This is a genomic window from Methylocystis sp. NC52PC, assembly GCF_055698645.1.
In genome coordinates this window covers 883761-908427 of sequence record NZ_CP170127.1, presented here as the reverse complement: position 1 = coordinate 908427, position 24667 = coordinate 883761, and the positions used below count along the sequence as shown (strand labels likewise).

The 24667-nt window shown below is 66.9% G+C and carries 17 protein-coding genes; 9 read left to right on the top strand and 8 right to left on the bottom strand.

Annotated elements, in window-relative coordinates; genetic code table 11:
• Positions 1-9: 9 nt before the first annotated feature.
• Positions 10-492 (bottom strand): methyltransferase family protein, encoded by a 483-nt coding sequence (locus ACETII_RS06190; RefSeq protein WP_472787491.1) that lies wholly within the window; start codon positions 490-492, stop codon positions 10-12.
• Between the two features lie 142 nt (positions 493-634).
• On the opposite strand from ACETII_RS06190, the gene ACETII_RS06185 reads away from it, so the two are divergent.
• From ACETII_RS06185 to ACETII_RS06175, 3 genes are read left to right on the top strand one after another with little or no spacing between them, the layout of a single operon-like run.
• A complete protein-coding gene (locus ACETII_RS06185) occupies positions 635-1759 on the top strand; it encodes an 8-amino-7-oxononanoate synthase (protein WP_472788127.1) in 1125 nt (374 codons plus the stop codon).
• On the top strand, positions 1756-2382 hold the full coding sequence (gene bioD / locus ACETII_RS06180; protein ID WP_472787490.1) for a dethiobiotin synthase: 627 nt from the start codon (positions 1756-1758) through the stop codon (positions 2380-2382). Before ACETII_RS06185 ends, bioD begins: the two co-directional genes overlap by 4 nt.
• Positions 2379-3653, top strand: a complete 1275-nt coding sequence (locus tag ACETII_RS06175) for an adenosylmethionine--8-amino-7-oxononanoate transaminase (protein ID WP_472787489.1) — start codon at positions 2379-2381, stop codon at positions 3651-3653. Before bioD ends, ACETII_RS06175 begins: the two co-directional genes overlap by 4 nt.
• Here ACETII_RS06175 and ACETII_RS06170 read toward each other — a convergent pair.
• The 3 genes from ACETII_RS06170 to ACETII_RS06160 all read right to left on the bottom strand — a co-directional run bounded on the left by ACETII_RS06170 (position 3629) and on the right by ACETII_RS06160 (position 7149).
• Positions 3629-5401 carry an AMP-binding protein gene (locus ACETII_RS06170; RefSeq protein ID WP_472787488.1) on the bottom strand — a complete coding sequence of 591 codons (1773 nt, stop codon included), beginning with the start codon at positions 5399-5401 and terminating at the stop codon, positions 3629-3631. The genes ACETII_RS06175 and ACETII_RS06170 overlap by 25 nt on opposite strands.
• A gap of 114 nt (positions 5402-5515) precedes the next feature.
• Positions 5516-6511: a nickel/cobalt transporter gene (locus ACETII_RS06165; RefSeq protein ID WP_472787487.1), complete on the bottom strand. Its 996-nt coding sequence runs from the start codon at positions 6509-6511 to the stop codon at positions 5516-5518.
• Complete coding sequence (locus ACETII_RS06160; RefSeq protein ID WP_472787486.1) at positions 6508-7149, bottom strand: DUF1007 family protein; 642 nt, start codon at positions 7147-7149, stop codon at positions 6508-6510. The genes ACETII_RS06165 and ACETII_RS06160 overlap by 4 nt, the downstream gene beginning before the upstream one ends.
• 302 nt (positions 7150-7451) lie before the next feature.
• Here ACETII_RS06160 and ACETII_RS06155 point away from each other — a divergent pair, with 302 nt between their 5' ends.
• From ACETII_RS06155 to ACETII_RS06130, 6 genes are all read left to right on the top strand, one after another.
• On the top strand, positions 7452-10967 hold the full coding sequence (locus ACETII_RS06155) for an indolepyruvate ferredoxin oxidoreductase family protein (protein ID WP_472787485.1): 3516 nt from the start codon (positions 7452-7454) through the stop codon (positions 10965-10967).
• Positions 10968-10978: 11 nt separating this feature from the next.
• Positions 10979-11749: a cobalt-precorrin-6A reductase gene (locus ACETII_RS06150; protein ID WP_472787484.1), complete on the top strand. Its 771-nt coding sequence runs from the start codon at positions 10979-10981 to the stop codon at positions 11747-11749.
• Complete coding sequence (locus ACETII_RS06145; protein WP_472787483.1) at positions 11746-13203, top strand: cobyric acid synthase; 1458 nt, start codon at positions 11746-11748, stop codon at positions 13201-13203. Before ACETII_RS06150 ends, ACETII_RS06145 begins: the two co-directional genes overlap by 4 nt.
• The gene (cobD, locus tag ACETII_RS06140) at positions 13200-14213 is read left to right on the top strand and encodes a threonine-phosphate decarboxylase CobD (RefSeq protein ID WP_472787482.1); all 1014 of its coding nucleotides are present in this window, start codon (positions 13200-13202) and stop codon (positions 14211-14213) included. The genes ACETII_RS06145 and cobD overlap by 4 nt, the downstream gene beginning before the upstream one ends.
• On the top strand, positions 14213-14950 hold the full coding sequence (gene bluB, locus ACETII_RS06135) for a 5,6-dimethylbenzimidazole synthase (protein WP_472787481.1): 738 nt from the start codon (positions 14213-14215) through the stop codon (positions 14948-14950). Before cobD ends, bluB begins: the two co-directional genes overlap by 1 nt.
• Before the next feature lie 139 nt (positions 14951-15089).
• Positions 15090-15383, top strand: coding sequence for a hypothetical protein (locus ACETII_RS06130; protein ID WP_363349996.1), 294 nt, complete (start codon positions 15090-15092; stop codon positions 15381-15383).
• 30 nt (positions 15384-15413) lie between these two features.
• Here ACETII_RS06130 and ACETII_RS06125 read toward each other — a convergent pair whose 3' ends face one another.
• Genes ACETII_RS06125 through ACETII_RS06110 form a run of 4 tightly spaced genes read right to left on the bottom strand, consistent with a single transcriptional unit; the run spans position 15414 to position 24476 of the window.
• The gene (locus tag ACETII_RS06125) at positions 15414-18512 is read right to left on the bottom strand and encodes an efflux RND transporter permease subunit (protein WP_363349995.1); all 3099 of its coding nucleotides are present in this window, start codon (positions 18510-18512) and stop codon (positions 15414-15416) included.
• Entirely contained in the window at positions 18509-21643 is a 3135-nt protein-coding gene (locus tag ACETII_RS06120) for an efflux RND transporter permease subunit (RefSeq protein ID WP_363349994.1), read from the bottom strand. The genes ACETII_RS06125 and ACETII_RS06120 overlap by 4 nt, the downstream gene beginning before the upstream one ends.
• 11 nt (positions 21644-21654) lie before the next feature.
• A complete protein-coding gene (locus ACETII_RS06115; RefSeq protein WP_472787480.1) occupies positions 21655-22950 on the bottom strand; it encodes an efflux RND transporter periplasmic adaptor subunit in 1296 nt (431 codons plus the stop codon).
• Positions 22947-24476: an efflux transporter outer membrane subunit gene (locus ACETII_RS06110; protein WP_472788126.1), complete on the bottom strand. Its 1530-nt coding sequence runs from the start codon at positions 24474-24476 to the stop codon at positions 22947-22949. Before ACETII_RS06110 ends, ACETII_RS06115 begins: the two co-directional genes overlap by 4 nt.
• Positions 24477-24667 lie beyond the last annotated feature (191 nt).

The window sequence follows — 24667 nt, the reverse complement described above, 5'->3', positions numbered from 1 at the left end:
CAGCGAAGTCTAAAGCCAACGGCGCGTGCGCGCCACATAGGCGAGGTAGGCGTCGCCGAATTTGGCCTGCAAATGCCGTTCCTCCGGCTCGATCGCCAGTTTTTGCAGGGCGAAGGCCAGCGCCGGCGTCAGCAGCACGGTGAAGGGCGAGGACAAGAGCAGGCCGAGCCCGAGCACAATGGCGACATGCGAGACATAGATCGGATTGCGCGAGAAGCGGAACGGTCCCTCCGTCGCCAGACGCGAGGCGGCGCGGTGCGGGAGGATGGTCGTATCGAGCCGCGCGAAGATCGTGGCGCACCAGACGTCGTTCGCCAGCGCGAGCGCGACAAGGAATGCGCCGAGCAGCGCCGCGCCGGGGAAGGCGACGAGACCCGCGAGGGCGCCGCCGGTCAGCCAATCGAGCGCGCGGCCGGCGAGGAGCGCGCCGAGGATGAGGAGGGGCGGCCAGGGCGCGCGCGCCGGCGCGGCGTCCCCTTTCGATTCTGCCATGGACCAAGCTCCGTGCCGGTCTAACATCGCGACGCGCGAGCCGATTTTCAAGCTCGCGGCGAAGCTCGCGCCTTTCTTGACTTGACGCGCGCGCCGGCCTTTACCAATCGCGAGACACCTGCCGGAGAAAGACGTGGCGTCCATGCTCGAGCGGTTTCAGGCGGACCTCGCCGGCCTCGCCGCGCGCGACCGGCTGCGCGCGCTTGCACCGCGCGCGGGGCGCGACTTCGCCTCGAACGACTACCTAGGGCTTGCCGAATCACGCGAACTCGCCGAGGCGGCCGCCGCGGCGCTCGCGCGCGGCGTTCCCGTCGGGGCCGGCGGCTCGCGGCTGCTGCGCGGCAATCATCCCGAGCACGAGGCGCTCGAAGACGAGGCTGCGCGCTTCTTTCACGCCGAGAGCGCGCTCTTCTTCGGCGCGGGCTTTTCCGCCAATGAGGCGCTGCTCTCGACTTTGCCGCAGCGCGAGGATGTCATTTTCCACGACGCGCTCATCCATGCGAGCGCGCATGACGGCATGCGGCTGTCGCGCGCGCCGCATGTTTCCTTCCCCCATAATAATGTCGAGGCCCTTGCGGCGGCGCTGGCGGATTGGCGGGCGAAGGGCGGCCTGGGGCGCGCCTGGATCGTCGTCGAGAGCCTTTACAGCATGGACGGCGACAGGGCGCCGCTCGATGATCTGATGTCGCTCGCCGAGCGTGACGAGGCCTTTCTCATTGTCGACGAAGCGCATGCGACGGGCGTCTATGGGCGCGGGGGCCGCGGCCTCGCGGCGCGTTTCGAGGGCCGCGACAATGTCATCACCGTGCACACCTGCGGCAAGGCGCTGGGCGTCTTCGGCGCGCTCGTGTGTCTTGCGCGGCCGCTGCGGGATTTTCTCGTCAACCGCTGCCGCAATTTCATTTTCGCGACGGCGCCCTCGCCGCTCGTCGCCGCCTGCGTGCGCGCCGCGCTCACGATCTGCGAAAGCGCCGAGGACCGCCGCGCCGCCTTGCAGGCGCGCGTCGCTCTCGCCGGGCGGGAGCTGCAGGCCCTTTGCGGCGTCGCGCCTTCGGGGACGCAGGTGCAGCCGGTGATCGTCGGCGCCGATGCGCGGGCCATGGCGCTCGCGGCGGCGATGCGCGCGCGCGGCTACGACATTCGCGCCATCCGCCCGCCGACCGTGCCGGAAGGAACGGCGCGGCTGCGTCTGTCACTGACGCTCAATGTGACCGAAGCGCAGATCATCCAAATGGCGCGCGACCTTTCGAAAGAACTTGCGCAATGAGCCGGACCTTTGTCATCGCTGGAACGGATACGGGCGTCGGCAAGACCTGTTTCTCCGCCGCGCTCGTCGGCGCGCTCGGGGCGTCGTACTGGAAGCCGGTGCAGTCGGGTCTCGAAGACGAAACGGATTCACAAATCGTCGCGCGCCTTTCCGGCGTCGCCCCAGACCACATTCTCCCAGAGGCCTGGCGCCTGAAGCTTCCCGCTTCGCCGCATATTTCCGCACGCGCCGAGGGGATTGAGATTGATCCCGACCGGCTCGCGCCCCCCGACGTCGAGGGCCCGCTCGTCATCGAGACGGCCGGCGGCGTTATGGTCCCGCTCGCCGACGACGTCCTAACCGTTGATGTGCTTGCCCGTTGGCGCCTGCCGGTGGTTCTCGTGGCGCGCACCGCGCTCGGCACGATCAATCACAGCCTGCTCACGATCGAAGCGCTGCGCCGGCGGGACATTCCGCTCCACGGCGTCGCCTTCGTCGGCGACGAAGAGAAGGGCCCCCAGGAGACGATCCTGCGCATCGGCGCCGTGCGCGGGCTCGGACGGCTGCCGCGACTGGAGCCGCTCACGAGGGAGACGCTGCGCGCGGCCTTCGACGCGGCCTTCGCCGTCGAGGATTTCATATGAGCCTCGTCGCCCATTCGCCTGTCTGGCGCCCGTTCACGCAGCACGCGCTGCAGCCCGGCGCCTATAAGATCGTCCATGCGGAGGGCGCCTGGCTCACGGCGGAGGACGGGACGCGCTTTCTCGACGCCATCTCTTCCTGGTGGGTGATCACCCACGGTCATCGCCGCCCGGAGATCATGGCGGCGATCCGCCGCCAGACCGAGACGCTCGACCAGATCATCTTCGCCGGCTTCACCCATGAGCCCGCCGAAGCGCTTGCGCGCCGTCTCGTCGAGATCACGCAGCCCGGGTTGGATTACGTTTTTTATTCGGACAGCGGCTCGACGGCGGTCGAGGTCGCGATCAAGATGGCGCTGGGCTTCTGGCGCAATCGCGGCGGGGATCGTCGGCGCATCGTCGCGCTCGAGCACGCCTATCACGGCGACACGGTCGGCACGATGTCGGCCGGTGCGCGTTCGGTCTTCAACGCGCCTTACGAGCCTTTGCTGTTCGACGTGGCGCGCGTCCCCTTTCCGTCCTCAGGCGCCGAACAGGAGACGCTCGACGCGCTCGAATCGCATTGCCGCGCCGGCGCGGCGGCCTTCATCGTCGAGCCGCTGATTCTCGGCGCGGGCGGCATGCTGACCTATGGCGCGCCGACGCTCGCCGAGATGAAGCGCGTCTGCGAGCGGCACGAGACGCTTTTCATCGCCGATGAAGTGATGACGGGCTTTGGCCGCACGGGGTCGCTTTTCGCCTGCGAGCAGGCGGGGGTCGTTCCCGATATCGCCTGCTATTCGAAGGGCCTGACCGGCGGCGCCGTCCCGCTCGCCGTCACCCTGTGCCGGCGCGAGATTTTCGAGGCGCATTATGCGCAAGATCGCGCGCGGGCGTTCTTCCATTCGAGCTCCTTCACCGCCAATCCGATCGGCTGCGCGTCGGCGCTCGCCAATCTCGACGTGTGGGAACATGCCGACGCCCGCGCGCGCCTCGCCAATCTCGGGGCCATGCAGGCCGAGCGCGCGGCGCGATTTGCGCAGGATCGCCGCTTCTCGGCGGTCCGCCGGCTCGGCACGATCGTGGCGCTCGATCTCGACGTTCCGGAAAGCGGCTACGCCGCGACGCTCGGCCTCGACCTCATACGCTTCTTCAATGCGCGCGGCCTGCTGTTGCGCCCGCTCGGCGCGACGGTCTATGTGCTGCCGCCCTATTGCGTGACCGGCGCGGAGCTCGATTTGGCCTATGACGCGATCGAGGCGGCCGCCGATCAGTTTGCTTCGCGCGCGCGCTGAATTTCGTTTTTCACGGATCGCCCTCGGCCTTCGTCGTTATGAGGGTCGGCGCGCGCCTCGAATTCTTCCTTGAGCGCGCGGCGCAGGATCTTGCCGACATTGGTCTTGGGCAGGCTGTCGCGAAACTCGTAAAACCGCGGCGCCTTGTAGCCCGTGAGGCGCTCATGCGCGAAGCGACGCAGCTCCTCTGTCGTGAGGCTGTTGTCGCGCGGAACGACAAAGGCCATGGGCGCTTCGCCGGAATGCGGGAAGGGCACGCCAATGACGGCGACTTCCTTGACCTTCGGATGTTCGATGAGCGCCGCTTCGACTTCGTTGGGATAGACGTTGAAGCCCGAGACAAGGATCATGTCCTTCAGGCGGTCGACGATCTTGAGCATGCCGTCCGGCTGCATGATGGCGATGTCGCCGCTCTTGAACCAGCCGTCGGGCGTCATCGCCTTGGCGGTCTCGTCGGGGCGGCGCCAATAGCCCGGCATCACCTGCGGCCCGCGCACCCAGAGTTCGCCGCGTTCGCCGAGCGGCGCAATCGCGTCGTCGGTTGTGCGGATCGATATTTCGCTCGAAGGGATCGGATAGCCGATGCCGCCGGTGAACTCGGCGATGTCCGGGCGGTTGACGGTGACGATCGGCGAGGTTTCCGAGAGGCCGTAGCCTTCGATGATCGGCTTGCCCGTCAACGCCTTCCATTTATGCGCGACCACTTGCTGCGTCGCCATCCCGCCCGAGATGTTCATCTGCAGAGCGGAGAAATCCACTTTGCCGATGTCGCGGTGGTCGGCGAGCGCGGCGTAAAGCGTATTGACGCCCGAGAATATCGTGAAGCGCGATTTCCGCATGGTGGCGACGAGGCCCTTCAGATCGCGCGGATTGGCGATGAGCAGGCAGCAACCGCCCGTGCGGATCAGCAGCATGCAGCAGGCGGTGAGCGCGAAGATGTGATAGAGCGGCAGCGCCGTCACCATCACATGCGGGCCGCGCGCCTCGAGATACCAGGCGAGCCAGGCCCAGGTCTGCGCTACATTTGCCGTGATGTTGCGATGGAGCAGCTCGGCGCCCTTGGCGACGCCCGTCGTGCCCCCCGTATATTGCAGAAAGGCGGGGTCCTCCGGCCCGACGTCGACGGACTTGCGGTCGGCGGCGGGGGTCTTCAAAACTGCCGAAAAGAAAACCGCGCCCGGGAGCCGATAGGCGGGGACCATCTTCTTGACGTGGCGCGAAACGAAATTCACGACGAGGCCCTTGAGCCCCATCAGGTCGCCCGCCGTGACGATGATGGCGCGCTCGATCGCCATGCCCGGCCAGGCGCGTTCGGCCGTATAAGCGAAATTCTCGAAGACGAAGAGAAAGCGCGCGCCCGCGTCGTTGAGCTGGTGCTCGAGCTCGCCGGGCGTATAGAGCGGATTGACGTTCACCACGACGCCGCCGGCGATCAGCGCGCCGAACAGAATGGCGGGATAGGCGAGGACATTGGGCGACATGATCGCGACGCGGTCGCCTTTCTGCAGCCCCTGCGCCTGCAGCCAGGCGGCGACGCTGTCGGCGGCTTGCTCCAGCTCCCGATAGGTGAGCTGCGCGCCGAAACTTTCCATCGCGGGACGGTCCGCGTAGTCCGAGGCGCTCTTTCGGAACATCTCGACGACCGTCGAAGTGGCGGAGGGGTCGATGTCCGCCGGCACGCCGGACGGATAGGAGGCGAGCCAGGGCCGCGCCGCATAAGGGTCCTGCTGTCGCTCCGGGGTCGTCATTCTCGCCTCGCTGTCGAAATCAAAAAAATCGAATCGCTTCCATGAGTGAAGATAGCGCGACAGGGCCGCGCGGAACGCAACCGACGCGCCGCGACATTTGCTGCGATGCGAAATTTAAGCGGCGCCGCGCGACAGGCCGAGGCCGAGAAGCAGCGCCAGTCCGAAGCCGAAAACGACGAGCGCGGCGCAAAACTCGGCCAGCCGGGCGATGAGCGTGGTGCGTCGCGCGCCTGGGCCGCTGACGCGGAGCGCCATGTCCTTCGCATAGACGGCGACGGCCGCGATCGCGCCCGTCGTCAACGCCGTGCCAGCCGACATGGCCATGACGGCGCCGGCGCCTGCGGCGAGCATCCCCTGCGACAGCGTGAAGACCAGGACCAGAATGGCGCCCGAACAGGGTCTCAACCCCGCGGCGACGACGGCGCCGAGAGCGTCGCCCCAGCGAAAGCCCGGTCCCGAGAGCAGAGCGGGATCGAGCGCATGGGCATGGCCGCAACCAGGGCCATGGACATGGCGCGGGTCGTCGATCGCCTCGCAAACGAACCGCCCCGAGCCGACCGGCGCGGGAGCCCGCAGGAAGGCCAACAGGCCGCGACCCTTGGTCCAGACGAGTCGCGCGCCCAGCGCCGCGATGGCGACATAGCTTGCGATTTCGACGAACTCCGCTGCGCCGGTCATCTGGCCGGCGGTTGCGTTGAAGACCAGCGCCGCGACGGCCACGAGGAGAATCGCGACGAGCCCCTGCAGCAGGGCGGCGAGCGCCGCCAGCAAGAGGCCGCGCTTGAGCTGGACCTCATTGGCGACCATGTAAGACGTCAGCACCGCCTTGCCGTGGCCGGGCCCGGCGGCGTGAAAGACGCCATAAGCGAAACTCGCCCCTGCGAGCGCGAGAAAGGCGGAGGGGCCCGTCGCGAGGGCGCGCGCCGCCGCTTGCAGTTCGGCATGGAACTTGTTCTGCCAGGCGAGGACAAGTCCGGCGAGGCCGCTCGCCGCGCCAACGGTTTCCTGCGCGCCAACCCCGAACGGATGGCGCTGGGCGAGGGCCGGATCATGGATGAGAAGAACCAGGGCCGCCGCGATGGCGGCAAGCGTCCCGAGCCCTGGCCTCACGGGCAGGCCACGACGGCGCGGGTCGCGAGCTTCACGCCGAAATCGGCGCCCGGCGACATGTTCTGGAAGAAAGCCTCGCTGAGCTTCTGATTGTCGGTGGCGACGAGCGGGGCCGGCTCGACGAGACTCACCGAGCAGCCCGTCGGCGCCTTGGCCAGCTTGACGGGGTCCTTCTTTTCGAGACCGAAGGAGACGAAATAGGTCGGGTCGTAGACCTGGAACGAGAAGGGCTTCTTGGCCGTCGCCGGCGTCTCGAGCGGCAAAAAGAAGTGTAACGTCACAATCTTCTTGTCATTGGCCTCGAGATAGACCTGCTCGGGCGCCTTGAAGGCGGCCTTGCCGTTGTTTTGCTTGGCGTAGGTGAAATAATCGAATTCCGCGAGCGACTCGACATTCGTCTTGGCCAGCGGCGCGAGCTCGTCCCGCGTCGGCGGCTTCCCGTCCTTGCCGAGCCCCTGCACGGCGAAGGCCGAATACATTTCGTCGAATTCCCAGGCGTGGCGCACGCCGAGGATCTTGCCCTCGGGGTCGAAGACAACCTCGCTGCGCACGGCGACCCAGACATGCGGATGCGCCTCGACCCCGGCCATTCCGGCCAGGACGAGGAGCAGCGCAATCGGAAGGCTCCAGAAGCTCATATCCGTCCCGCCTAGGGCTGGAAGTCGGCGAAAACAGGGCGCGGCCGCCCGGTCGAAACCCTGTGTATCCGAGCTTCTGGGTTCTTGAAAACGTCAATCGCTCTGGCTTAGAGTGCCAAGGGACAGGAGCCGCGCCCCGAGGGCGCCCCGGGCGAAGCGATCGCGAGGGGAGGGGCGGAAGGCGGCTGACACACCATGCGGTCCGAGCCTCATCCGGGCTCAAGTGCTCGTTCCTGGTCGTTTTATGCGTTCTGGCGCACCACCCAAGCGCGCATCGCCGTTTCGCGCAGGAGAGTTGTTGAATGGCGGATTTGGTCGCCGGCGACGTTACCCCCGGCTCCGCCCTCGGCGAGGCCAGGCTTTCCGATCGTTTCGACCTCGCCCGGGACCGCGTGCTGATCACGGGCACGCAGGCGATCGTGCGCCTGCTGCTGATGCAGAAGGAGCGGGACCGCCGCGCGGGGCTGAACACGGCGGGCTTGATCACCGGCTATCGCGGATCGCCGCTCGGCGGCGTCGACGCCCAGATGCACAAGGCGAAGCCGCTCTTCGACGCAAACAATATCCTGTTCATGCCGGGCCTCAACGAGGACCTCGCCGCCACCGCCATCTGGGGCGCGCAGCAGGCCGAGATGCGCGGCGAGGGCAAATATGACGGCGTCTTTTCCATCTGGTACGGCAAGGGACCGGGCGTCGACCGCAGCGGCGACGCGCTGCGCCACGTGAATCTCGCGGGGACGTCCCGCCATGGCGGCGTGCTGGCGCTGATGGGGGACGATCACACCGCCGAATCTTCGACGACAGCGCATCAGTCCGACTTCCATTTCGTCGACGTCATGATGCCGATCCTCTCGCCCGCCGGCGTGCAGGAAATTCTCGATTACGGCGTTTACGGCTTCGCCCTGTCGCGTTTCGCCGGCGTGTGGGTCGGCCTGAAACTCTTGAAAGACACGGTCGAGTCGACCGCCTCGATCGACGGCGCGCTCGACCGCGTGCGGCCGATTATCCCTTCCGATTTCGTCTTGCCGGCGGGCGGGCTCAATATTCGCCCGAGCGACCCGGTGCTCGCGCAGGAAGAGCGATTGCAGGAGAGCAAGCGCGACGCCATGCTCGCTTTCATCCGCGCCAATCGCTTGAACCGCATCATCGCCTCCGGCGGCGCCAACCCCAAAATCGGCGTCATCACCGTCGGCAAGTCCTATCTCGACGTGCGGCAGGCGCTCGACGATCTCGGGATTGACGAAATCAAGGCAAATGATCTCGGCCTGCGACTTTATAAGATCGCCGCGCCCTGGCCGCTCGAGCCCAAAGGGGTCATCGACTTCGCGCGCGGCCTCGATCTGATCATGGTGGTCGAGGAAAAGCGTTCGCTCATCGAAGTGCAGCTGCGCGAGACGCTCTACGGCACGCCGCATCAGCCGGTTTGCATCGGCAAGAAGGACGAGCGCGGCGACTGGCTGTTCCCTGTCAAAGGCGCGCTCGACGCCAATGACGTGGCGATCGCCATCGGCCGTCGTCTCCTGAAGTATCACGCGTCGGAAGAGCTCGAAGCGCGCGTGCGCCGTCTCGAACGGCTGCAGGACCGGCGCAAGACGATGACCGACGTCACCGTGCGCGTGCCGCATTTCTGCGCCGGCTGCCCGCATTCGACCTCGACCCACGTGCCCGAGGGGTCTCGCGCCTATACGGGCATCGGCTGTCATTATATGGCGCAATGGATGGGCCGCTCGACCGAGGGCTACACCCATATGGGCGGCGAGGGCGCCAATTGGATCGGCGAAGCGCCGTTCTCGACGCGCCGCCACATGTTCCAAAACCTCGGCGACGGCACCTATAATCATTCTGGCTCGCTCGCCATCCGCTTCGCCGTGGCGGCCGGGACGAACATCACCTTCAAGATTCTCTACAATGGCGTCGTCGCCATGACCGGCGGCCAAAAGCACGAGGGCGGCCTCACCGTCGAAGCGATCGTGCATCAGGTCGCCGCCGAGGGGGTGAAGAAGATCGCGCTCGTCTCGGACGAGCCCGGCAAATATCCGCCGACGATCGCCTGGCCGCCGGGCCTCACCCTCCATCACCGCAACGTCATCAACGAGGTGCAGCGCGAGCTGTCGCAGACGGAGGGCGTCACCGTCCTCATCTACGACCAGACCTGCGCGACCGAGAAGCGTCGTCTGCGCAAGCGCGGCCTGATGCCCGACCCCGACGCGCGCGTCATCATCAACGAGCTCGTCTGCGAGGGCTGCGGCGATTGCGGCACGGCGTCGAACTGCGTCGCGGTGCAGCCGGTCGAGACCGAATTCGGCCGCAAGCGACGCATCGATCAGTCCGCCTGCAACAAGGATTTCTCCTGCCTCGAAGGCTTTTGCCCGAGCTTCGTGACGGTGCGCGGCGGAAGCATGAAAAAGGCGCCGCTGCCGACGAAGGCGGACACACACGGCCAGCCCGCGCTGCCGGAGCCGAAGCTCGCCGAGCTCGGCGCGACGCCTTTCGGCGTTCTGATCGCAGGCCTCGGCGGCACGGGCGTCGTTACTGTCTCGGCCATTCTCGGCATGGCCGCGCATCTCGAGGGCAAGGGCGTCGGCGTCATCGACATGGCCGGCCTCGCGCAAAAGGGCGGGGCCGTCTATTGCCACGTAAAGATCGGCCGCACGCCCGCCGACGTTCACGCGATCCGCATCGCGGCGGGCGAAGCCAATCTGCTGCTCGGGTGCGACCTCGTCGTCGCCGGGGCCAAGCAGGTGCTCGCCGCGGTGGAGCAGGGCAAGACGGCGGTGCTCGTCAACAGCGCCGAGGTGTTCCCCGGCGACATCGAGCGCAATCCCGATTTCGTGCTGCCATCGGAGGAGATCAAGCAGGCGATCCGCCGCGCCGGCGGGCCGGAGTCGATCTTCATTGACACCACCGCGCTCGCCCAGGCGCTGCTCGGCGACTCCATAGCCGCCAATATTTTCATTCTCGGCTACGCCTGGCAGAAGGGCTATCTGCCGCTCTCCGAAGCGGCGATCCTGCGCGCGATCGAGCTCAATGGCGAATCCGTGCCGATGAATCACTCGGCTTTCCTCTGGGGCCGCCGCGCCGCGCATGACATGAAGAGCGTCGAGGCGGTCGTGCAGTCGCTGCGCCGTCCGACCGAAGCCAAGCAACGCTCGAAGACGCTCGAAGAAGTCATCGAGCGCCGCGCCGCTTTTCTCGTCGACTATCAGAACCAGGCCTACAGCGCCCATTATCGCGCCCGCGTCGAGGCGATCGCGAAAGTCGAGAAGGCGCGCGCGCCGGGCTCGACCGAACTGACCGAGGCGGTCGCCCGCTATCTCTTCAAGCTGATGGCCTTCAAGGACGAGTTCGAAGTCTCGCGGCTTTATACGAGCGAAGCATTCCAGCGCCAGCTCGCCGAGACCTTCGAGGGCGATCTCAGGCTCGAATTGCACCTCGCGCCGCCGATCCCGTTCCTGCAGCGCAAGACCGACTTCGGCGGCTCGCGCAAGATCACCTTCGGCCCGTATATGTTCACGGTGATGAAGGCGCTCGCGAAACTCAAATGGATGCGGGGCCGCTGGTTCGACGTCACCCGCTTCAACAACGACCGCATCGTCGAGCGCAAACTGCTCGCCGATTACGAGGCGCTGATCGACGAGATCCTCGCCGCGCTGACGCCCGAAAATCACGCCGCCGCCGTGGCGCTGGCGCGCCTTCCCGAGAAGATACGCGGCTTCGGCCATATCAAGGGGCGGCATATTGCGGCGGCCGAGGCCGAGCGGGCGCGACTCCTCGCGGACTTTCGCAGCCCGGCGGCGGTAAAGCTCGCCGCAGAGTGAGGCGCGGATCTTTGTGCAATGAAGGGGACGGCGAGGCCGGGCGGGGGGCCGCCCGCCGGATTCTGCTCCTCGGCGGCACGAGCGAGGGCCGCGCCCTTGCCGCGCGTGTGGCCGCGCTTCGCTATGACGGCGTGGTCTCGCTCGCCGGCCGCACCAGCGCGCCGCTCGTCCAGGCGTTGCCGACGCGCGTCGGCGGATTCGGCGGCGTCGAGGGGCTGAAGCGCTATCTTACCGAGGAGCGCTTCACGCATGTGGTCGACGCCACCCACCCCTTCGCCGCGCAGATCTCGGCGAACGCCGGCGCGGCCTGCGCGGCGCTCGGCGTCCCGCTCATCGCCTATGTGCGCGCGCCGTGGGCGCCCGAGCCAGGCGACCGCTGGATCGAGGTTGCGGACAATAAAAGCGCAGCCGCGGCGCTGGGAGAAACGCCGCGCCGGGTGTTTCTGACAATCGGGCGGCAGGGCGTCGCGGACTTTCGCGACGCCCCGCAGCATGATTATGTGCTGCGCGTGATTGAACGACCCGACCCCCGTGAGCTGCCGCGAAGCTGCGAGCTTATCTCCGCGCGCGGCCCCTTCGCCTGCGAGGCGGAAATCGCGCTCCTGCGCGAAAAGCGCATCGACATTGTCGTGACCAAGAACAGCGGCGGCGCCCTCACTTACGCCAAGATCGAGGCGGCGCGGGCGCTGGGCCTGCCGGTGGTGATGATCGCGCCGCCGGCCCGAACGGACGTCCCCGTCGCGCATGACGTCGAGGCCGTGCTGGCCTTTCTGGCGTCATGAGCCGCAAGCTGATGATCCAGGGCACGGGGTCGGACGTCGGCAAGTCGCTCGTCGTCGCCGGGCTCGCGCGCGCCTTCGTGCGTCGCGGGCTCAAGGTCGCGCCGTTCAAGTCGCAGAACATGTCGAACAACGCCGCCGTCACGGCCGACGGCGGCGAGATCGGCCGCGCCCAGGCCTTGCAGGCGCGCGCGGCGCGGCTGGCCCCGAGCGTGGATATGAACCCGGTCCTGCTCAAGCCGCAGGGCGCCAATGGCTCGCAAGTGGTGGTGCGCGGCCGCGTCGCCGGCCAGGCGACGGCGCGCGACTACCAGAGCTGGAAGCCGCGATTGATGCCCGCCGTCATGGAAAGTTTTGCAGGGCTTTGCGCAACGGCTGATCTCGTCCTTATCGAGGGCGCAGGCAGTGCGGCGGAGATCAATCTGCGCGCCAACGACATCGCCAATATGGGCTTCGCCCGCGCCGTCGACGCGCCGGTCGTGCTCGTCGGCGATATCGACCGCGGCGGCGTCATCGCCCAGCTCGTCGGCTGCCAGGCGGTGCTCGACGCAGACGACGCGGCCCTGATCGAGGGCTTCATCGTCAACAAGTTCCGCGGCGACGCCGCGCTGTTCTCGGACGGCATGCGCACCGTCGCGCGGCGCACCGGCTGGCGCGCCCTCGGCCTTCTACCGTTTTTCGAGGCTGCCGAGCGGCTGCCGGCGGAGGACGCTTTCAGCCTGCGCGGGCGGCGCGCCAATGAAAAACGCGGCGTCGTCATCGCGGTTCCGCTGCTGCCGCATATCGCCAATTTCGATGATCTCGATCCTCTGAAGGCCGAGCGCGGCGTCGATCTGCGATTCATCGCGCCGGGCGAGCCCATTCCCGCCGCGGCCCGCCTCGTAATTCTGCCCGGGTCCAAGGCGACGATCGCCGACCTTGCCGCGCTTCGCGCCAATGGCTGGGACATCGACCTTCTCGCCCATGTGCGGCGCGGCGGGCGTGTCTTCGGCATATGCGGCGGCTATCAGATGCTCGGCCGCGCGCTCTGCGATCCATTGGGCGTGGAAGGCGACGCCGGCGACGCGAAAGGCCTCGGCCTTCTGGACATTGAGACGACGCTGACGGAGACTAAAACGCTGGTGGAGGTCAGGGGGCGCGCGCTCGCCTTCGATGCGCCGTTTCATGGCTATGAGATGCATGTCGGCGCGACGCGGGGCGCGGCTTGCGCGCGGCCTTTGCTGCGCTTCGACGACGGCCGGCTCGACGGCGCCATGTCGGGCGACGGCCTCGTCATGGGCGCTTATGTGCACGGGCTTTTTGCCGACGACGCGTTGCGCGCGGCGTTTCTTGCAGGGATCGGCGCGGAGACGTCGCCGCTGCGCTTCGAGCAGTCGATCGAGGAGACGCTCGATGCGCTCGCCGCGCATTGCGAAAGCCACCTCGATCTCGGCGGGTTGCTGGAGATCGCCCGATGACGGCGCATCATCTCGCGGCGACGCCGCTCGCGCATGGCGGCCGGCTCGACGCCGCGCGCCGGCGCTATCCCCACGCGCCGCAGCCCTGGGTCGATCTGTCGACCGGGATCAATCCGCGTCCCTATCCGCCGCCGCCGCTCGCGCCAGAGGTCTTTGCGCGTTTGCCCGATGAGGACGCCGTCGCGGCGCTCCTGGTCGCCGCCCGCGCCGCCTATGGCGCGCCGGACCGGGCGGCGATCGTCGCCGGCGCCGGCGCCCAGGCCTTCATCCAGCTGCTGCCGCGCGTCTTCCCGGCGCGCCGCGTCGGCGTTCTGGGCTTTGCCTATGCGGAGCATGGCGCCCGCTGGTCCGCCGCCGGGGCGGATGTCTCCACAGTCTCGCGCTTGGAGGATCTCGCCGTTTTCGACGCCGCCGTGATCGTCAATCCCAACAATCCAGACGGCCGATTGCTGTCCCCGCAGGAAATCGCGCCGCTGGCGCGGGAGATGACGCGCAAGGCCGGCACGCTCGTCCTCGACGAATCTTTCATGGATTTCTTTCCGGAGCAGAGCGCCGTCTCGCTTGCGGCGCAAGACGGCGTCGTCGTGCTGCGGTCGTTCGGCAAAGCCTATGGGCTGGCCGGCGTCCGGCTTGGCTTCGCCATCTGCGCGCCTCCCCGCGCCGCGGCGCTCAGCGCTAGCGTCGGGCCCTGGGCCGTTTCGGGACCGGCGCTCGCGATCGGCGCAACGGCGCTCGCCGATCTCGACTGGCGGCGGAAAGCGGCCGCGGCTTGCGGCGACGACGCCGCGCGTCTCGACGCGACGCTGGCGCGCGCCGGTTTCGAGCTTTTGGGCGGGGTCTCGCTGTTTCGCCTCTACCGCCATGAACGGGCCGGCGACTGGTTTACGCGGTTTTGCGAGAAGGGCGTTCTCGCACGGTCCTTTCCGGAGCGGCCCGACTGGCTGCGATTTGGCCTTCCGCCGGACGAGGCCGCGTGGCGGCGCCTCTCCGACGCGCTGGAGATCGAGTAATGGTTGGGGAAAAACCCCTCCCGCGGCCATTAGCCGCGGACGAGGCGGCGGAAGCGATCGGCCCCACGGCGCCCTTCAACGCGGCGGAGCGCGCCGCCGTCTATCGCGCGATCTACACGCGCCGCGACGTGCGCGACGAGTTCTTGAGCGACGACGTCCCCCAGGCCGTTCTCATGCGGATTCTCGACGCCGCCCATCATGCGCCTTCGGTCGGCTTCATGCAGCCTTGGAATTTCATCGTCATTCGCGACCGCGACGTTCGCGGGGCGGTGCATGAAGCTTTCCGGCGCGGCGCGGCGGCCGAAGAGCAAATCCTCGATCCGGCGCGGCGCGCGCACTATCGCAATCTCAAACTCGAAGGCATTCTCAAGGCCCCCGTCAATATTTGCGTCACCTGTGACCGCAGCCGTCACGGGTCGACGGGGCTCGGCCGCACCCAGCAGCCCAACACCGATCTCTTGAGCACCGCCTGCGCCGTGCAAAATCTGTGGCTTGCCGCCCGCGTCGAGGGCGTCGGGGTCGGCTGGGTCAGCATCATGCGCGAGAGCGAAATGCGCGACATTCTCGGCATTCCGCAGGAAATCGCCGTCGTCGCCTATCTCTGCGTCGGCTTCGTGGAGCGCGCTTACGTCAAACCTGAACTGGAGGTGAAGCGCTGGGCGTCGCGTCTGCCGCTGGAGACCCTGGTCTTCGAAGACCGCTGGGGACGCTCTTGCCCCTCCACAAAGCTGCCTTAATTCCTTTACCAAATAGTAACCGGCGAGCAATTCCTCTGTTGTGAACGCCATCTTAAGCGTCGCAAAAAATGTCGTTTGCGATCGTGTTGGCAATCGGGGAATCATCGCGACGCTCCATCTCGAGGAGCTGCGGAGACGCATGACCATGGCGCCGGCGATAATCGATCAATATTTCGACAAAGCTCTTCCGATTCAGAATAATACTGTGCTGACCGTCACCGAGGTGCCGGACTGTGAGGAGAAGCTGTTGAAGCTTCTCGAAAGCGCCATGCTGCGCGGCTTCGACAATCACGCGCGGCTCACCGAGATCCATCTGCCGATGGAGCGCTTCCCCTTCATGGATTCGAAGTTTTGGCACGTGCCGATCGAGGATTGCGGCAAGGCGCAGGTGTTGCGCTTCTTCTTCGAACATCCCGACGCCGAAGCGCATTAGGCGTCGTTTGAAGCGGAGCGGGCGGCGGCTTCAGGCGGTCGCCGCGCCTTCCTGCGCGCCCGCTTCCGGCTTGGGGGCGCGGCGCAATTTGCTCATCAGCAGATAGATGACCGGCGTCGTGTAGAGCGTCAGAATTTGGCTGAGCAGCAGGCCGCCAATAATGGTGATGCCGAGCGGGCGGCGGAGTTCCGCGCCGATTCCCGATGCAAAAGCGAGCGGCAGGGCGCCGAACATCGCCGCGAGGGTCGTCATGAGGATCGGCCGGAAGCGCTCCTTCGCCGCCTCCAGCGCCGCGTCGTGAATTGAAAGCCCGCGCTCGCGCTCCGCGGAGAGCGCGAAGTCGACGAGCATGATGCCGTTCTTTTTCACAATGCCGATCAACAGCAGAATGCCAATGAAGGCGATCACCGTGAATTCCACGCCGAACAACTCGAGCGACAACAGCGCGCCGAGCCCTGCGGAAGGAAGCGTCGAAATGATGGTGATGGGATGCACGAGACTTTCGTAGAGAATGCCGAGGATGATATAGACGGCGAGCAGGGCGGCGAGGATGAGCGTCGCCATGCCGCGCGCGATCTTGCGGAAGTCGGCGGCGTCGCCCGCAAAGCCCGCGTGCAGGCTGCTCGGCGGATTGAGCTCCTGGATCATCGCTTCGATGGCGGCGGTCGCGGCGTCGAGCGATGAACCGGGCGCGACATTGTAGGAAAGGGTCACCGCCGGCAACACGCCCTGATGGTTGACGACGAGCGGCATGGCCCCGCGCTCGATGCGCGCGAGCGAGGTCAGCGGAATTTGCACGCCGGTCGAGCTCGACACATAGACGCCGGCGAGATCGCGGATGTCGCGCTGGCGCGACGGCGGCGTCTCGAACACGACCCGATACTGGTTGCGCTGCGTGTAGATGATCGTGTCCTGGCGCTGACCGAAGGCGCTGTTGAGCGCAGCGTTGATCGCCGCGATCGGCACGTTCATGCGCGAAGCCGCGTTACGGTCGATAACGACCGAGGCGCGAAGTCCGCCCTGCTCCTTGTCGGACGTCACGTCGACGAGTTCGGGGAGTTGTTTCATGCGCGCCAGCACTTTCTGGCGCCATTCCTCCAGCTCTTCGAGCGAGGCGTCGGAGAGGGTGAACTGATATTGCGATTTGCTCACGCGCCCGCCGCTGCGCAAGTCCTGCGAGGGCACCATGTAGACGCTCAAGCCCTCGATCTTGGCGAATTCCCGGCGCAGGCGGTTGATGACCTCCCGGCTCGACGCTTTGCGCACGCCGACCGGCTTCAGCGAGACGAAGACGCGACCCTGATTTCCCGAGGCCGTGAGCGGACCGGCGCCGATGAAGGAGCCGACGTCGGAGACGTCCGGGTCCGCGAGCAGGACTTCGGTCGCCCGCCGTTGCAGCCGCGACATTTCTTCGAAGGAAACGTCCGGCGAAGCCTCCGTCGTGCCGTTGATGAGTCCGATGTCGTCTTGCGGCAGGTTGCCCTTCGGAATGGTGCGGTAGAGCTGCACGGTCCACAGCACTGTGACGAGAATGACGACGAGCGTTATCCAGGGATGGTCGACCACGGGCCGCAGCGTGCGCGAGTAGAACTCGACGATCCGATCCAGCCCGCCCTCGATCCACCGATCGAAGCGGGTCTGATGCTTTTTCTCTCGCGCCGGCAGCCAGGCGCAGACCATCGGCGTCACGGTCAGCGACACCACCGTCGAGATGACGATGGTGAACGCGAGCGTCACGGAGAATTCCCGCAGGAGACGCCCCATCACGCCTTCCATGAACAGGAGCGGGATGAAGACGGCGACCAGCGACAGGCTGATCGACACCACGGTAAAGCCGATCTGTTTTGCGCCGATGAGCGCCGCCTCCAACCGGCTCAGGCCTTTTTCCCGATTGCTCTCGATGTTCTCGATCATGACGATGGCGTCGTCGACGACGAAGCCCACCGCAATGGTGAGCGCCATGAGCGACAGATTGTCGATCGAGAAGCCCGCGAGCCACATGGCCGCGCAGGTGCCAACGAGCGACAGCGGCACGGTGATCCCCGCCGCAATGACCGGCGTCGCGCGGCGCAGGAAGACGAACACCACCATCATCACCAGCGCCACGGAAATGGCGAGCGTGAACTGGATGTCGTGAATGCTGGCGCGGATCGTCTGGGTGCGGTCCGCGAGCACATTGATCTTGATGCCCGAGGGCACCCATTCCTGAAGCTGCGGCAGCAGAGCCTTGATGTGATCGACGGTCTCGATGACGTTGGCGTTGGGCTGTTTGGTGACGATGACGAGCACGGCCGGCTTGCCATTGTACCACCCCGCCGACATGCGGTTGCGCACGCCGCGTTCGACCGACGCGACGTCGCCGAGCTTCACAACCGCGCCGCCCCGCGAGGCGACGACGATGTTGCGATAATCCTGCGGAGTCGAAAGCTGGTCGGTCGTGCCGAGCGTGATCTCTTGCGTGGTTCCCGCCAGCGCGCCGACGGCGGAATGCGCATTCGCGGCGAAAAGCGCCCGCGCCACTTCATTGACCCCGAGATTCATCGCCGCGAGCCGCGCCGAATCGACCTGCACGCGGATCGCCGGCTGTTCGGCGCCGGCGATGCGCGCTTCGGCGACGCCCGGCACCTGCGAAATGCGCTGAGCGATAACCGAGTCCGTCGCGTCGAAAACGACGCTCGTCGGCAGCGTGTCGGAGGTGAGCGCCAGCACCAGCACTGGCATGGTCGACTGGCTGGCCTTGCGAAAGGTCGGCGCCGTCGGCAGGTCGCTCGGCAGATCGACGAGCGAGGCGTTGATCGCCGCCTGCACGTCGCGCGCCGCGGCGTCGATGTCCTTGTCGATGTCGAACTGGGCGATGATCTGCGTCGAGCCGAGCGAACTGGTCGAGGTCAATTCGTTCAGCCCGGAGATGCCGGAAAGACGCCGCTCGAGCGGCGCGGCGACCGAGGCCGCCATGGTTTCGGGGTCGGCGCCGGGGCGCGAGGCGCCGATGCCGATCGCGGGGAAGTCCACGGCCGGAAGGCTCGCAACCGGCAGAAAGAAATAAGCGACGGCGCCGATCAGAAACAGCGCGGCGGCGAGCAAGGTAGTCCCGACCGGCCGGCGGATGAAGGGTTCGGAGACGTTCACTCCGCCGCCTCCCGCCGGTGTGGCGGCTCTTCCGCCTGCCCGGGCGTTTCGGCGGGCGCCTCCTCCGGCGTTCCGCCGAGCAGCCGCTGACGCAGGCGCTCGACCTGAAGATAGAGCACGGGCGTCGTGTAGAGCGTCAGCGCCTGGCTCACGAGCAGGCCGCCGATGATCGAGACGCCGAGCGGAATGCGCAGCTCGCTCCCCGGCCCATGCGCGAGCGCGAGCGGCAGCGCGCCGAACAACGCGGCGAGCGTCGTCATCATGATCGGGCGAAAGCGCAGTTGCGCCGCGCGCACGATCGATTCCTGCGGCGAGAGCCCCTCGAGACGCTCGGCTTCGAGCGCGAAGTCGATCATCATGATCGCGTTCTTCTTCACGATGCCCATCAGCAGCACGATGCCGATGAGCGCCACGATCGAGAGGTCGATGCCGAGCGCCAGCAACGCGAGCAGCGCGCCGACGCCGGCGGAGGGCAGCGTGGTGAGCACGGTGAAGGGATGGGCGAAACTCTCATAGAGCACGCCCAGCACGACATAGATGGCGATGACGGCGGCGAGGATCAGCCAGGGCTCGCTCGCCAGCGACTTGTTGAACTCCGCGGCGTCGGCGCTGAACACGCCCGTGATGGTCGGCGGCATGCCGATCGCCTTCTCGGCCGCGGCGACCATTTTCACCGCATCGCCGAGCGCCACGCCCTTGGCGAGATCGAAGCTGATGGTCGAGGCGGGAAACTGGTCCTGGTGCGCGACGGAAAGCGGCGCGGCGACGTTGTCGATACGCACGAAGGTCGCGAGCGGCGTCTGCGGGCCGCCGCCGACCGGCGCCACATAGAGCTTCTCGAGCGCCGACATGTCGCGCAGATATTGCGGCGCCGCCTCGAGGATCACGCGATACTGGTTCGACTGCGTGTAGATCGTCGAAATCTGGCGCTGGCCAAAGGCGTCGTTGAGAACATTGTCGACGTCCTGCGCCGAGATGCCGAGTCGCCCCATCTTGTCGCGGTCGATGCGCATCAGCCCGCGCAGGCCGCCGTCCTGCGTTTCGGCGGCGACGTTCTTCAGGCCCGGCGTCGCGCGCAATTGATCGAGCAGGCGGTTGGACCAGCGCAGCAGGTCGCCGGAGTCCGCCGAGGTCAGCGTGTATTGATACTGCGAGCGGCTCGGCCGCGTGGTGATCTGAATATCCTGCACCGGCTCGATGAACAGCGTGGCGCCCGCGACCTTCTCGCCGTCCTGCTTCAACCTGTCGGCAATCTCGTCGGCAGTGGCGTCGCGCAGGTCGCGATTGCGCAGGGTTACGGTTAGGCGGCCGACATTGGTCGTGGCGTTGAGCGCTCCGACGCCGAGCACCGAGGTGACGCCGGTCACGTCCGGATCCTTGCGAAAGGCCTCGGCGACCTTCGCCTGCAGCGCCTTCATGCGTTCGAAGGAGGCGTCGGGCGAGGCCTCGAGAACGACGCTGAGCACGCCCGTGTCCTGCCGCGGCAGGAAGCCTTTCGGAATATAGGCCCAGAGCGCCACGGTGAGCGCCAAGGTGCCGGCGGTCAGTATCATCATGAAGCGCTGATGGGCGAGCGCCCAGTCGAGCGAGCGATAGTATTTGTGGTCGAGCCAGAGCGACAGCCGTTCCCACCGCGAATCGCCGCTTTCGGGCGCGGCGCGCAGCAGCACGGCGCAGAGCATGGGCGTGAGCGTCAGGGAAATGACCGCCGAAATGACCACGGCGATCGACAGCGTCAACGCGAATTCGCGGAACATGCGGCCGACGATGCCGGTCATGAACAGGAGCGGGATGAAGACCGCGATCAGCGAGACCGTGAGCGACACGACGGTGAAGCCAATCTCCTTGGCGCCGTCGAGGGCCGCCTGTAGCGGCGTTTTGCCGTGCTCGATATTGCGAAACACGTTTTCGATCATCACGATCGCGTCGTCGACGATGAAGCCGGTGCCGATGGTCAGCGCCATGAGCGACAGATTGTCGAGCGAGAAGCCGGCCGCCCACATCAAGAAGAACGTCGCGATGATCGACAGCGGGAGGCTGACGCCGGCGATCAGCGTCGCGCGCCAGCTGCGCAGGAACATCAGCACCACGGCCACGACCAGGCCCGCCGCGATGACGAGGGTGAGCTGCACCTCGTGGATCGAGGCGCGGATCGTGTCGGTGCGGTCGTTGACGATGTCGAGCCGCATGCCGGCGGGCAGTTCGCCCCGCAGTTTCGGCAGCGTCTGCTTCACGCGTTCGACGGTGGCGATAATATTCGCGCCGGGCTGCCGCATCACGTCGAGAATGATCGACTGCTCGCCGTTGTGCCAGCCGCCGACGCGGGCGTTCTCGAGGCCGTCCCGGACGGTGGCGACGTCGCGCAGCATCACCGGCGCCTTGTTGCGCCAGGCGACTATGATCGTCTCGTATTGCTTGGCTTGCAGGATCTGGTCGTTGGCCTCGAGCGTATAGGACTGGCGCCGGCCTTCGAGCGATCCCTTGGCCCCGGCGTTGTTGGCGGCGGCGACGGCCTGGCGCAAATCCTCCATGCCGATGCGGTTCGCCGCGAGCCGCGCGAGATCGGCCTCGATGCGGATCGCCGGCCGCACGCCGCCCTGCACGGAGACGCGGCCGACGCCCGACACCTGCGCGAGCTGCGGCGCGATCAGCGTGTCGGCGAGGTCGGAGAGATCGCGCAGCGTCGCGGTCTTGGAGCCGAGCGTCAGCGTCAGCACCGGCGTGTCCGCCGGGTTCACCTTGGCGTAGACCGGCGGATAGGGCAGGTCGCGCGGCAGCGTCGAGGCGGCGGAATTGATCGCCGCCTGCACGTCTTGAGCGGCGGCGTCGATGTCGCGGCCGAGATCGAATTGCAAGGTGATCTGCGACAGCCCGAAAGAGCTTTGCGACGACATGCTGGTCAGCGACGGGATCTGCCCGAACTGCCGCTCGAGCGACGCCGTCACCAGCGAGGCGATGGTGTCAGGATTGGCGCCGGGAAGCTGCGTCGTGACCTGGATTGTGGGGAAGTCGACCTGCGGCAGCGGCGAGATCGAGAGGCGCATATAGCCCAGAATGCCGAAGAGCAGCAGCGCGAAGGCCATGAGCGAGGTCGCAACAGGCCTCTTGATGAAGGGCGCCGATACATTCATGTCGCGTCAGGTCACTTTCCGGGAGAACCTTCTCCCTTTGCGCCGTCCCCTCTTGCGCTATCCCCTTTTGCGCCGCGTCGCCGGCGCCCGCCGCCCTCGGGCTCCTTCTGCGGCTCGGCGGGCGTCGCCGCCGCCGTGGCGGGCTCCTCGACATGCGCCACGCGCACCTTCGCGCCGTCGAAAAGCCGCGCGAATCCGCTGGTCACGACGGTTGCGCCGGGCTCGAGCCCCGAGGTCAGGACGACGATGTTCTCATCCTGCCGTCCTGTTGTGACGCTTTTCATATGGGCGCGGCCGTCGTCCCCCAAAACATAGACGAAGGCGCCATTGGGTCCGCGCTGAACCGCAGGGCTCGGCGTCACGACGGCGTTGCGGATCGTGTCGAGCATCAGCCGCACATTGACGAACTGCCCCGGCCACAGGCGCAGATCCTGATTGGAGAAGGTGGCCTTCAGCTTCACCGTTCCGGTCAGCTGATCGATCTGGTTGTCGATCACCGAGAGTTCGCCGCTCTCGAGCGTCGTGGCGTTGTCGGCGCCGAGCGCCCGAACCTTGGCCGGGCCGGCGGCCTGCGCCTTCTGCACGGCCGGAAGCGCCTGCTGCGGCAGGGTGAAGACCACGTAAATCGGCTTCAGCTGGGTGACGACCACGATGCCGCCCTGGTCGGAAGGGTGCACGATATTGCCCACGTCCACGAGCCGGATGCCCACGCGTCCGTCGATCGGCGAGCGGATCGTGGCGTAGTCGAGGGTCGTCTTGGCGTTGTCGATCGCGGCCTGATCGGCGCGCACCTGCGCCTCGAGCTGCGTCACTTGCGCCTTCTGCGTGGCGTATTGCTGATGGGAGAGAAACTTGCCGGCGACGAGCTTCTCGTATCGCGTCAAATCGACGCGGGCGTTGGCGAGATTGGCCTCGTCCTGCGCTTTCTTGGCGACCGCCTGATCGAAGAGGGCCTGGTAGAGGGCAGGGTCGATCTCGGCGAGAACCTCGCCCTTCTTGATGTCCTGGCCTTCGGTAAAAGCGAGGCGCAGAAGGCGGCCGTCGACCTGGGTGCGGATCGTCACCGTATTGAGGGCCTGCACGGTGCCCACGGCGTCGATCGTCACCGGCACGTCCTCGATCCGCGCCTTCGCCGTCGCGACGCTCACGGCTTCGTCCCGCCGCCGCCCGTCGGGGCCCTCGGCGCTTTCGGCCGCAGGCTTGTCGCCTTGTCCAAAACGCAGACCGCCTTGCCACGCCCAGCCGGCGGCGAGCGCCAGCGCGAGCGCTCCAATGGCCATCAGAACCCGCCGGTCCGCGCGGATCATGGAAAGATCCCTTTATCGGCCTCATAGGCCGCGTTGGCTTGTGCGATCTCGGCGTCTCTCGTCGTGGGAGACCAGCCGCCGCCGAGCGCCTGATATAGGCTCGTCGCAGCTTGAAAGTAAGTGAGCCGCACCACGGCGAGCTGATCCTGCGCCTGAAAAAGCGTCGTCTGCGTCGTCGAGAGGGTGATGATGTCGATCGTGCCCTCCTGCAGCCGCACCTCCGCCACCTCGAGGGCGCGCGCGGCCGCCGCGGCGGCGGCGCCCTGCGCCTTTAGGGCGGCCGCCTGCTCCTTCACCGCGATCAGCGCGTTTTCAGCTTCCTGGAGCGCCGTCAACACCTGCTTGCGGTAGAGGGCGGCAAGCTCGGCGTAGCGCCCCTTCTGGTTCTCGTACTGGCCCTGGATATTGAAACCGTCGAAGATCGGCTGGGTGAGATTGGCCGCCGCCTGCCAGGCGACCGCCTCGGGCCGGAGCAGGTTGTGCAGCAGCGCGCTCTGCACGCCATATTGCCCGGTGAGCGTAATCGAAGGGAAAAAGGCGGCGCGCGCCTGCAGCACCGAAAACTCCTGCGAGGCGAGCCGCGCCTCCGCTTCGGCCACGTCCGGGCGGCGCAGCAGCACTTCCGACGGCAGGCCGGGCGTGACCCGAGGGAAAGTCAACTTCGTCAGCGATCCGCCCTTGACGTCGACGCTTTCGGGCGTCTGGCCGATCAGCACGGCGAGCTGGTTCTTGGTCTGCCGCAAGGTTTGCTCGAGCGGCGGAATGGTCGCCCGGGCCTGCGCGAGCACGCTTTCCTGCTGCGCGACGTCGAGGGCGCTGGCGACGCCAACCTCGAAACGCGCCTGAATGGCGCGGAAGACGCGCTCGGCGATGGCGACGTTGTTATGGGCGATGCGCAGCCGGTCCTGCGCGGTGAGGACCTGGAAATAGGCGTTGATCACCGAGGAGATCGTCGAGATTTCGACCGTGTCCCGGTTGAAACGGCTGGCGTTGGCGAGGAGCCGCGCGGCGTACGAGGCGTCCTCGTTCTTGCCCCAGAAGTCGATCTCGTAGCTCGCCGTCAGGCCGAGCTGAAAGAAGCCGAATTCCCTGGCGCGAAAGCCGGTGAGCGGCGTCTGCTGCGACGAGCCGGTCGCCGTCGAGGCCGGGGTGATGTTCGATCCGGCCGAGGCGACGTTCGTCGTTGTGCCCGGCACGCGCGTCGTGCGGGCGATGTCCTGCATCGAAATATTCGGCCACAGCGCGGCGCTGGCCACGCGCGCCTGGGCGTCGGCCTGGGTGATGCGCGCGGCGGCGGCGGCGATGTCGAGATTTTCGCCCACCGCCTGGGTGACGAGCTGCATCAGCTCCTTGGAGCCGAATGCGGCGGCGAAGTCCGGCCCGCGCGGGATGGCGGTGGCGTTCACGGGCTTGGCTTCGCGAAATTTCGGCGGCGGCGGAACCGCGATGTCGGGCTTCTCCCATTCGAGATCACAGCCCACGAGCAGCGCGGACGCCGCCGCGATCGAGACGGCGTCGAGCCGCATGCGGCGCAGAAACCGGAATGCCTCGACGGCCGTCAACAGAAGCTCACTCCATCTTTCGGCGACGAGACATTCGCCTCCGGTCGCGGCGGTTCGTATGACGAACGCCTGTCGCCGGTCGGATTTGGTCCTGAATGGCGGCGTATAGGCCAGAGTTGGCGCGCATCCAAATCAGCAGGCGCCAAAGCTGGCCC

Coding starts and splice junctions, on each gene's coding strand:
- bioD (WP_472787490.1), top strand. CDS start 1,756: ATGAGCCGGACCTTTGTCATCGCTGGAACGGATACGGGCGTCGGCAAG.
- cobD (WP_472787482.1), top strand. CDS start 13,200: ATGACGGCGCATCATCTCGCGGCGACGCCGCTCGCGCATGGCGGCCGG.
- ACETII_RS06190 (WP_472787491.1), bottom strand. CDS start 492: ATGGCAGAATCGAAAGGGGACGCCGCGCCGGCGCGCGCGCCCTGGCCG.
- bluB (WP_472787481.1), top strand. CDS start 14,213: ATGGTTGGGGAAAAACCCCTCCCGCGGCCATTAGCCGCGGACGAGGCG.
- ACETII_RS06170 (WP_472787488.1), bottom strand. CDS start 5,401: ATGACGACCCCGGAGCGACAGCAGGACCCTTATGCGGCGCGGCCCTGG.
- ACETII_RS06130 (WP_363349996.1), top strand. CDS start 15,090: ATGACCATGGCGCCGGCGATAATCGATCAATATTTCGACAAAGCTCTT.
- ACETII_RS06175 (WP_472787489.1), top strand. CDS start 2,379: ATGAGCCTCGTCGCCCATTCGCCTGTCTGGCGCCCGTTCACGCAGCAC.
- ACETII_RS06110 (WP_472788126.1), bottom strand. CDS start 24,476: ATGCGGCTCGACGCCGTCTCGATCGCGGCGGCGTCCGCGCTGCTCGTG.
- ACETII_RS06155 (WP_472787485.1), top strand. CDS start 7,452: ATGGCGGATTTGGTCGCCGGCGACGTTACCCCCGGCTCCGCCCTCGGC.
- ACETII_RS06145 (WP_472787483.1), top strand. CDS start 11,746: ATGAGCCGCAAGCTGATGATCCAGGGCACGGGGTCGGACGTCGGCAAG.
- ACETII_RS06160 (WP_472787486.1), bottom strand. CDS start 7,149: ATGAGCTTCTGGAGCCTTCCGATTGCGCTGCTCCTCGTCCTGGCCGGA.
- ACETII_RS06120 (WP_363349994.1), bottom strand. CDS start 21,643: ATGAATGTATCGGCGCCCTTCATCAAGAGGCCTGTTGCGACCTCGCTC.
- ACETII_RS06115 (WP_472787480.1), bottom strand. CDS start 22,950: ATGATCCGCGCGGACCGGCGGGTTCTGATGGCCATTGGAGCGCTCGCG.
- ACETII_RS06185 (WP_472788127.1), top strand. CDS start 635: ATGCTCGAGCGGTTTCAGGCGGACCTCGCCGGCCTCGCCGCGCGCGAC.